Origin of the sequence: Nonomuraea lactucae (genome assembly GCF_003313395.1) — a bacterium.
In the GTDB taxonomy this organism is placed as follows: domain Bacteria; phylum Actinomycetota; class Actinomycetes; order Streptosporangiales; family Streptosporangiaceae; genus Nonomuraea; species Nonomuraea lactucae.
Genome location: NZ_QNFZ01000916.1, coordinates 1 through 8,110, shown reverse-complemented (window position 1 = coordinate 8,110; position 8,110 = coordinate 1). Strand labels below are relative to the sequence as shown.

Below are 8,110 nucleotides of genomic sequence, written 5' to 3'. Positions count from 1 at the left end.
GCCGGGGTCGGGGGCACGGCGGCCTGCGGCGGCGGCAGCGGCGGGGGGACCGCCGGCGGCGCCAAGGAACTGACGCTGTGGTACTGGGGCGGCGGCCTGAGCGACAAGCTGGTGGCGGACGCGGTCAAGCACTTCAAGCAGACCACGCTGAAGCCCTCGATCATCGGCGGCGACTTCAAGCAGAAGCTCGTCACCACGATGAACGGCCGCAAGTTCGTGCCGGACATCACCGGCATCAAGGGCGAGAACATCGCCTCGATGCTGGCCGAGGCCGACCGGTTCCTCGACCTCAACACCCTCGGCGCCGACAAGCTGGCCGCGCAGTACGTCGAGTGGAAGTGGAAGCAGGGCTCGACCAAGGACGGCAAGCTCATCGGCTTCCCCATCGACATCGGCCCGACGGGCATGTTCTACCGCGAGGACATCTTCAAGAAGGCCGGGCTGCCCACCGACCCGGCCGAGGTGTCGGCGTCCATGTCCACCTGGGAGGACCTCTTCGCCGCCGGGCAGAAGCTGAGGAAGGCCGTGCCGGACGCCTACATCGTGGACGGCGCGCAGGGGCTGTTCGACGTGGCCGTCGGCCAGGGCCCGAAGCGCTTCATCGACGAGAACAACAAGTTCATCGGCGACCAGGACCACATCCGCAAGGCGTGGGACGTGGTCGTCAAGAGCATCCAGCTGGGCGTCACGGCCCCCAAGTTCGACGGCCAGGACTGGAACGTGGCCCTGACGAACGGCAAGCTGGCCGCCCTGTACGGCGCGGCCTGGATGGCCCTGGACATCAAGAACGGCGCGCAGGGCACTGACGGCAAGTGGCGGGTGGCCCACACGCCGGTCGGCCCGGCCAACATCGGCGGCTCCTTCCTGGCCCTGCCCAAGCAGTGCCGAGACCCCAAGCTGGCCTTCGAGATCGTCACCTGGCTGCTCAGTCCCGAGAACGCGGCGCGGGGCTTCACCGACTCGGCGCTGTTCCCCTCCAGCCCGGCCACGTACGCGATGCCCGCGCTGACCGAGGGCGACCCGTTCTTCGGCGGCCAGAAGACGATCGAGGTGCTGGGCGAGGCGGCCAAGAAGGTCCCGGTCCAGTACGAGGCCCCCGCGGACGCGGCCGTCGGCCAGCCGTTCAAGGACGAGATCGTGAACGTCTGGACGAAGGGGAAGAACCCCGACACCGCCTGGACCGACGCGGTCGCCACCGCCAAGCAGATCGCCGAGCGCCAGGGAGTGAGCTGACGTGGTGTCCGCCACCCCCGTCACGCCGGCGGACGCCCCGTCCCCGGCGGCGAGCGGGAGTCATCGGGCTCGGCGGGGGAGGAAGCGAGGGCTGTGGTCGTTCTGGCCGCAGTACCTGGCGGTCTCGCCGTACTTCCTGCTGTTCGCGGTGTTCATGCTGTTCCCCATCCTCTTCTCCCTCTACCTGGCCTTCCAGAAGTGGGACGGGCTCGGCGAGATGGAGTTCGTGGGGCTGCGGAACTTCGAGTTCCTGCTGAAGGACGACCTCTTCTGGCTGTCGCTGAAGAACACCTTCCTCATCTGGTTCATGTCCACGGTGCCGATGCTCTTCCTGGCGCTGGTGCTCGCGAACCTGCTCAACAGCACCGTCCGCTTCACCGGCTTCTATAGGATCGCGTACTTCGTCCCGAACGTGACCTCGGTCGTGGCGATCGCCATCTTCTTCGGCTCGGTGTTCAGCAGCACCGAGGCCGGACTGATCAACGTGATCCTGGGCTGGCTCAGCTCCTCACCGGTGCCCTGGCTGGTCAACGAGTGGACCATCAAGATCGTCATCGCCACGCTGATCTGCTGGCAGTGGACGGGCTACAACGCGATCATCTACCTCGCGGGACTCCAGGCCATCCCGGACGAGCTGTACGAGGCGGCGAAGATCGACGGGGCGGGGCCGCTGCAGACCTTCTTCCGCGTCACGATCCCGCAGCTGCGGCCCGTCATCCTCTTCACCGTGGTCATCTCGACCATCAACGGCATGCAGACCTTCACCGAGCCCCAGGTGCTGTTCGCCAGCAACGCCGCCAACGCCGCCAACTCCGGCGGACCGGGCTCGGCCGGCCTCACCTCGATCCTCTACTTCTACCGCGAGGCGTTCAACTACAACGACTACGGCTACGGCGCCGCCATCGCCTGGGCGCTCTTCCTGGTGATCCTGCTGTTCACCGTGATCAACTGGCGCCTCGTGCAGCGCCGTGACCGCACGGCCAAGGGGGGCTCGTGACCCGCAAGCGCTTCCTCGGGGTCGGGCTGCAGCTGACCATGCTCACGGGCGTCGTCATCTCGCTCTTCCCCTTCTACTGGACCGCCGTCATGGCGACCAACACCACGCGCGACATGTACACGGTGCCGCCGAAACTGTCGCCCGGACCCGAGCTGTTCGAGAACATCGGCCGGCTGCTCACCAACATCGATTTCTTCGGGTCGATGCTCAACACCGTCATCGTCGCCGTCAGCGTGACCGCGCTGGTGCTGTTCTTCGACTCGCTGGCCGCGTTCACCTTCGCCAAGTTCGACTTCCCGGGCCGGAACGTGCTATTCGGGCTGCTGATGCTGACGTTCATGCTGCCCAGCCAGCTCGCGCTGATCCCGCAGTTCGTCATCATGGTCAACCTCGACTGGGTGGGCACGCTGAAGGCGCTGATCGTCCCGGCCGCTGCCAACGCCTTCGGGATCTTCTGGATGCGCCAGTACATCAGTGGCGCGGTGCCCGACGACCTGCTCGCGGCGGCGCGGATCGACGGGTGCGGCTTCTTCCGGCAGTATCTGTACGTCGCGCTGCCGGTCATCCGTCCCGGGCTGGCCTTCCTGGGGATCACCACCTTCGTCGGCGCCTGGAACGACTACGTCTGGCCGCTGATCGTCATGGTGGACCCGTCCAACCTCACCCTCCAGGTGGCGCTCTCGCAGCTCAACACCGCCCACAACACCGACTACAGCATGATCATGGCCGGCACGCTGCTCGCCGTCCTGCCCCTGGCCGTGGTCTTCACCCTGTTCGCCCGCGGCTTCATCCGCGACGCCATGAAGGGAGCGCTGCGCGGCTGACCCGAACCGGCCGGCGCCCTCGCGGGTCGGCCGCGGCGCGGTAAGCGCTCACCGGCGCGCTAGAGTGCCGAGCACGCCGCGACCCGGTGCCCGGTGCGGCCGGAGCGAGGAGGGGGCTCCGGCCGCGCCCCGATGGGCCGTGGGCGACGCCACCGCTCTGGAGGAGATGTGAGCCTCACGCTGCGCGCGCTGCTCGCGCTGTTCGCGCTCGTGACTCTTGGCACGTCCGCGGCGTCCGGCGCCGTGACGGTCGCCGACGCCTCCGGGTGCCCGCCGAGGGACACGCGGGTGGTCGCCGCGTACCCGATCACCGGCTACTGGATGAGCCCCCGCCCCGACCGCTGCCTGACCCGCAGGACCGTCGAGGCGATCCATGGCGTGGGCGGCGACACGGTCATCACGTTCGGCCCGCGGTTCGCGGCGACCCGCGTGGACGGTGCGGGCCGGGTGCTCACCGGCCGCACCGGCGAGGCCGATCCCGACTTCGCCGGCTGCGTGGACGGCGGCAGGCCCTGCTACCTGGCGGCCAGGGACGCGATCCCGGGCCGGACCATCCGCCGCGTCTTCACCTACTTGACCAGCGAGCACTTCGGCCCGGCGGTGCTGCGCTGCCCGGGGCTCGACCGGCGGATCGAGAGCGGCGGGCGCGCCTACTACCGGGTCATGCTGGGCCCCTCCTGCGCCGACCCGGCCTACGACCTCGTCCTCGTCGCGACGGACGGCGACGGCCTCGGCGACCTGCTGACCGAGGCGGCGGGCTACGGCATGAAGGTCTACCCCGGGCTGCCCGCCGCGCCGCAGGACCCCGCGAAGCCGTGGCTGCCCGACCTCGCGCACACGGACGCGCTCGCCGCCTTCACCGGGCGGGTGCTGGAGGGCTACCGCAACAGGTTCGGGACGTCGCCGGCGTTCGCGGGGGTCTACCAGTCGTTCGAGCTGGCCATGCGGGACCGGGCGCCGGACGACGAGGTCCTCCGCCTCTACCGGGCCCAGCACGCGGTGGTGGCGGCCACGCTGCCCGGCAGGACGATCACGGTCAGCCCGTACTGGGACGCCCGCAGGTCGCGCGGGTTCCCTCCGGACGTGGTGGGGGAGGGGTTCGCCGAGATCGCCGCCACGCGGGCGGGCGCGCCGATGGCCATCGCCGTCCAGGACGGTCGCGGGGTCGGGAAGGTGCCGGTGCACGGCCCCGACCAGGCCGGCGCGGGCGTGGACCCCCGCCTGGCGCCGGTCGTGGGCGAGGTGACCAACAGGCGGGCCTACTACGGCTCCACCCGCGACTACATCGAGGCGGCCGCCCGCCGCCCGGTGCCCGGCGTGGAGCTGTGGGTGAACGTGGAGGTCTTCGAGCCCACCCCCGTGGACGGCGAGTGCGGCCGGGCCGATCCGCTGCCGCTGCGGGGCCGCGCCTCCAAGAGCCGCGTGGACAGCCAGATCATGGCTGCGGGACCGTACCCCACCAAGATCATCGCCTACGGCTGGGACCCGTTCCTGACGTGCCGGCAGCGCTGGGACACCCCGTCGCTGAGCGACGACATCGCGGCCGGCTGGGACGACCCGATCATCGTGCACGCCGTCCGGGAGGCCGTCGGCGGCCGGGACGGGATCCGGGTCCAGGGCCACAACCTGGCCGGCGGCGCCCTCCGGCTCTCCTACCGGCGGGCGGGGACCAGGGAGGCGAGTGTCCGTGCCGCGCTGGAACGGCACACCCCTCCCGCCCGGCCCGGCGCTCCGGAGTCGGCCTGGGCGCCCGTCAGCCCCGGCGGCCCGGACCCCGCCGGGCCCTGGATCACGGTCACCGCGACCAACGGAGCCGGCCGCACCAGCACCGGCGGCTACGTGCTCCGCTGACGCCAGGACGTTGACACTCCTCAGAGATCGGGTGCGCCAACACCCCCCGGCTGCTAGCAGTTACGCGGATCAAAGTCCGTCACTGATGACCGCCATGGCACTGTTCGCCACAGGTCTGGCGGCGACCACGACGCCCGCGCACGCCGCCGGGGAAGATTTCGTGATCAGGATGAGCGCGGACAACCTCGACCCGGCCGTGCTCAACTCGTTCCTCCAGGACCAGCTCAGCACGTTGGACAGCGACGCCGACTGGCGAGCGGAGTTCTCCCAGCACCAGATGGACGTCACGGACGATTCGACGCCGCAGCCCACGTTCGAGGGCTGGGGCGGGACCCCTCCCCGCTTCGCGGTGACCTCCGTCGGCTCGGGCTCGACCGCCACCTCCACCCTGACGATCACCGTCCCGGCGAGCGTCGTCGACGCACCCCACGCGAACATGGCGGAATGGCTCCAGGTGCTCATCGCGGCGTCGTCCGGATTCGTGGCTGGAACAATCGCGGGTGCGATCTGCTTCGCCGCCTTCGCTCCGGCCGCTCCCCTGGCCGGAGTGGTCTGCGGCGCGGTATACGGCGCGATCATGACCTTCACCTGGATGACCATCATGGCTCACCTCGGCGGTAAGGACCTGAAAGACCCCAAGTCCTGGGGACCGATCACGCCGCCCTTGGCAACAACGTTCAGCTCGCCGACATCAACGGCGACCGGCTGGCCGACTACCTCAACGTCGCCTCGAACAGCTCCGTCACCGCATGGCTCAACGGCGGCGCCAGCTCATCAGCCCCGAACGGCTGGATCTGGTACCCCCAGAATCAGATCGCCTCCGGCGTCGGTGCACCCGGCAATCAGATCCGTTTCGCCCCGATCTACGGCTCCGGAAAGGCTGACTACCTCGTCCTCGCCGGCAATGGCGCCGTCCAAGCCTGGAAGAACGGCGGCCCCGACTCGTCAGCCCCGGGCGGCTGGCTCTGGTACCCCCAGGGGCAGATCGCCTCGGGCGTCGGCTCGCCCGACACCCAGATCCAGCTCGCCGACATCACGGGGGAGGGCAGGGCCGACTACCTCGACGTCTCCCCGACCAGCGGAGCGACAAAGGCTTGGCTCAACGTCGGATGAGTTGGCTTCTCAACTCGGTTCCCGGGGCCGGGGGGCTCCTCAGCGGCCCTCGCGGTCCCGGACGCCGAGCAGGTGCTCAAGGGCCAGCTGGCTGAGATGGCTGTAGTGGTAGCCGCGCCGGGCCGCCGCGTCCGGGTCGAACTGGTCGGCGGCGAGCCCGGCGAGCGTCTCGCCCGGCGCGAGCGTCGGCACCGCTAGCTCGTCCACGCGCGAGGCCCGCAGCGCCTCCTGGACCTCCGGGTCGGCCCGGAAGGCCCGAGCCTTCTCCCTCAGGATCAGATAGGTGCGCATGTTCGCCGCGGCCGAGACCCACACGTCCTCGGGATCCTCGGTGCGCGGCGGCTTGTAGTCGAAGTGCCGCGGCCCGTCGTAGCCGCCGTGCTCCAGCAGGTCCACCAGGAAGAACGCGCTCTGCACATCACCGTGGCCGAACACCAGGTCCTGGTCGTACTTCGGGCCGTGCTGGCCGTTCAGGTCGATGTGGAACAGCTTGCCGTGCCAGAGCGCCTGCGCGACGCCGTGCACGAAGTTGAGCCCGGCCATCTGCTCGTGCCCCACCTCGGGGTTGAGCCCGACCATTTCCGGGTGCTCCAGCTCGTTGATGAAGGCCAGCGCGTGCCCGATCGTCGGCAGCAGGATGTCTCCGCGCGGCTCGTTCGGCTTGGGCTCGATGGCGAACCTGATCTCGTAGCCCTGCTCCAGCACGTACTGGCTGAGCAGGTCCAGCGCCTCCTTGTAGCGGGCCAGCGCCGAGCGCACGTCCTTGGCCGCGTCCGACTCGGCCCCCTCGCGCCCGCCCCAGCACACGTACGTCCGCGCGCCCAGCGAGGCGGCCAGGTCCAGGTTGCGCATGACCTTGCGGATCGCGTGACGCCGCACGTCCCGGTCGTTGCTGGTGAACGCGCCGTCGCGGAACACCGGATGGGTGAAGAGGTTCGTGGTGGCCATCGGGACCTTCATCCCGGTCTCGTCCAGCGCCTTGCGGAAGGCGGCGATGGCCCTCTCGCGGTCCGGTTCGACGGCGAGCAGGTCGTCGTCGTGGAACGTGACGCCGTACGCGCCGAGCTCGGCGAGCCGGTGCACGGTCTCCACGGGGTCGAGCGGCGGGCGGGTCGCGTCGCCGAACGGGTCGCGCGCCTGCCAGCCGACCGTCCACAGCCCGAACGTGAAGCGGTCGCCGGGGGTCGGGATGAATGCGTTCATGGCGCCCTCTCACGGCTCTATTATTAGTCCATAATATGCACATAATCCTCGGAGGCGGCTGTGAACACGTCAAGAGGCGTCCGGCACGATTCCATGCGTGCCCGCAATCTGGCCGTCGTGCTCGGGGAGGTCCGCGCGTCGGGGCCGCTCACCCGCGCCGCCCTCGCGGAGCGGACCGGGCTGACGAAGACGACCGTGTCGAAGCTGGTGGCCGACCTGCTGGAGGCGGGCGCCGTGGTGGAGAACGGCGCGGTGCGCGCCGGTGAGCGCGGCAGGCCGGGCGTCGCGGTCGCCCTGAGCGGGCACCGGGTGGCCACGCTCGGGCTGGAGATCAACGTCGACTACCTCGCCGCCTGCGTCGTCGACCTCACCCGATCGGTACGTGTGCGCCGCTCCCGGCCGGCCGACAACCGCAACTCCCGCCCGGAGGACGTCCTCGGCGCGCTGCGCGGCCTGGCCCGGTGGGCGGTGTCGGAGGCCGAGTCCGCGGGCCTGCGCGTCACCGGGGCGGCGCTGGCCGTGCCCGGACCGGTCGAGGACGGGCTGCTCCGCAACGCCCCGCACCTCGGCTGGCGCGACGTCAGGGTGACCGGGCTGCCCGGCCTGCCGTTCGAGGTGGACAACGAGGCCAACCTGGCCGCCCTCGGGGAGCTGTGGTTCGGCTCGGGGGCGACGGACTTCCTCTACGTCTCCGGGGAGATCGGCATCGGGGCGGGACTGGTCGTGGACGGCGCGCTGTTCCGCGGCACGTACGGGCAGGCCGGCGAGCTCGGCCACGTCGTCGTGGTGCCCGACGGGCCCGGCTGCCGGTGCGGCGGCCGGGGCTGCCTCGAGGTCTACGCGGGGCAGGACGCGCTGCTCGGGGCGGTGCCCCCGCTCCGGGGCCGCG

Annotated in this window: 7 protein-coding genes; 5 read left to right on the top strand and 2 right to left on the bottom strand. The window is 70.5% G+C overall.

Features of this window, described 5'->3' with window-relative positions:
- From DQW85_RS31740 to DQW85_RS31725, 4 genes are all read left to right on the top strand, one after another.
- A partial coding sequence (locus DQW85_RS31740) for an ABC transporter substrate-binding protein (protein WP_113703472.1) occupies window positions 1-1,233 on the top strand: 1,233 nt, incomplete at its 5' end.
- 1 nt (window position 1,234) lies between these two features.
- Window positions 1,235-2,230: a carbohydrate ABC transporter permease gene (locus tag DQW85_RS31735; protein WP_205315563.1), complete on the top strand. Its 996-nt coding sequence runs from the start codon at window positions 1,235-1,237 to the stop codon at window positions 2,228-2,230.
- Window positions 2,227-3,054, top strand: a complete 828-nt coding sequence (locus DQW85_RS31730) for a carbohydrate ABC transporter permease (RefSeq protein ID WP_205315562.1) — start codon at window positions 2,227-2,229, stop codon at window positions 3,052-3,054. The genes DQW85_RS31735 and DQW85_RS31730 overlap by 4 nt, the downstream gene beginning before the upstream one ends.
- Window positions 3,055-3,222: 168 nt before the next feature.
- The gene (locus tag DQW85_RS31725; RefSeq protein ID WP_113703471.1) at window positions 3,223-4,905 is read left to right on the top strand and encodes an alpha-amylase family protein; all 1,683 of its coding nucleotides are present in this window, start codon (window positions 3,223-3,225) and stop codon (window positions 4,903-4,905) included.
- A 69-nt stretch (window positions 4,906-4,974) separates the two neighbouring features.
- On the opposite strand, the gene DQW85_RS31720 is transcribed toward DQW85_RS31725, so the two are convergent.
- A complete protein-coding gene (locus DQW85_RS31720) occupies window positions 4,975-5,508 on the bottom strand; it encodes a hypothetical protein (RefSeq protein ID WP_113703470.1) in 534 nt (177 codons plus the stop codon).
- Between the two features lie 549 nt (window positions 5,509-6,057).
- Complete coding sequence (gene xylA / locus DQW85_RS31715; protein ID WP_113703469.1) at window positions 6,058-7,221, bottom strand: xylose isomerase; 1,164 nt, start codon at window positions 7,219-7,221, stop codon at window positions 6,058-6,060.
- A 93-nt stretch (window positions 7,222-7,314) separates the two neighbouring features.
- On the opposite strand from xylA, the gene DQW85_RS31710 reads away from it, so the two are divergent.
- Window positions 7,315-8,110: ROK family transcriptional regulator (locus DQW85_RS31710; RefSeq protein WP_162795536.1), on the top strand; the 796-nt coding region annotated here is incomplete at its 3' end.